The organism is Streptomyces sp. MBT53 (assembly GCF_016654115.1).
Lineage (GTDB): Bacteria > Actinomycetota > Actinomycetes > Streptomycetales > Streptomycetaceae > Streptomyces.
The window spans coordinates 1-705 of the sequence record NZ_JAEQAZ010000479.1 but is presented as its reverse complement, the minus strand read 5'-3'; the positions used below and the strand labels follow the sequence as shown (position 1 = coordinate 705).

At 74.9% G+C, this 705-nt stretch carries 1 protein-coding gene; it reads left to right on the top strand.

Features of this window, described 5'->3' with window-relative positions; genetic code table 11:
* The coding region (locus JHN45_RS52355; protein WP_201056561.1) for a LysR family transcriptional regulator at window positions 1-705 on the top strand (705 nt) is incomplete at both ends.

Genomic DNA, 705 nt, shown 5'->3' with positions numbered 1-705 from the left:
CGCCGGCCGCGAGGTGTCGTACCGACGGACGCGGGGCGGGTGTTGTGCGAGGCCGCCTCGGAGAGTGTGGCCGGTCTTGAGCTGGCCATGCGGCGGCTCGGGGACCTCGTCAACGGCGACAGCGGCTCGGTGCGGGTCACGACGGGCGGGACCACCGTCCGGCACTTCATGGCGGAGGCGGTCGTCGCCTTCCGGCAGCGGTATCCGAGGGTGGGTCTTGAGTTCCGGACGGAGACCTCAAGCCGTGCCTGCTTCGACGCGCTCACCGCCGGGAACCTCGACCTCGCGTGGGTCACGATCGACGGCCCGGTGCGCGGGATCGAGCAGCGTCCCGTCGTAGAACTGCCGTGGGTGCTGGCCGTCCGCGCCGACGATCCGCTCGCGGCCCGGTCCCGCGTCGACACCGCCGAACTCGACGGCATCAGCCTCATCCGCCTGCCCCCGAACTCCACCTCGGGCGCCCGACTCGACGCCGCGTTCGCCGAACTCGGGGTCCGCAGCAGCTCCGACACCGGGGTCGCCGACTGGGACACCGCGCTCCTGCTGGCCGAACTCGGCCTCGGTCACGCCGTCGTCCCCCTCCTGCCCGGCTGGGAGACCCCCGGCACCGGCCCGCTCCGCCTCGTCCCCCTCCCCGGCCTGCCCCCGCTCCCGGTCGGCTGGGCCGTCCGCCGCTGGGACGCCCTCACCCCGCTCGCCCGGACC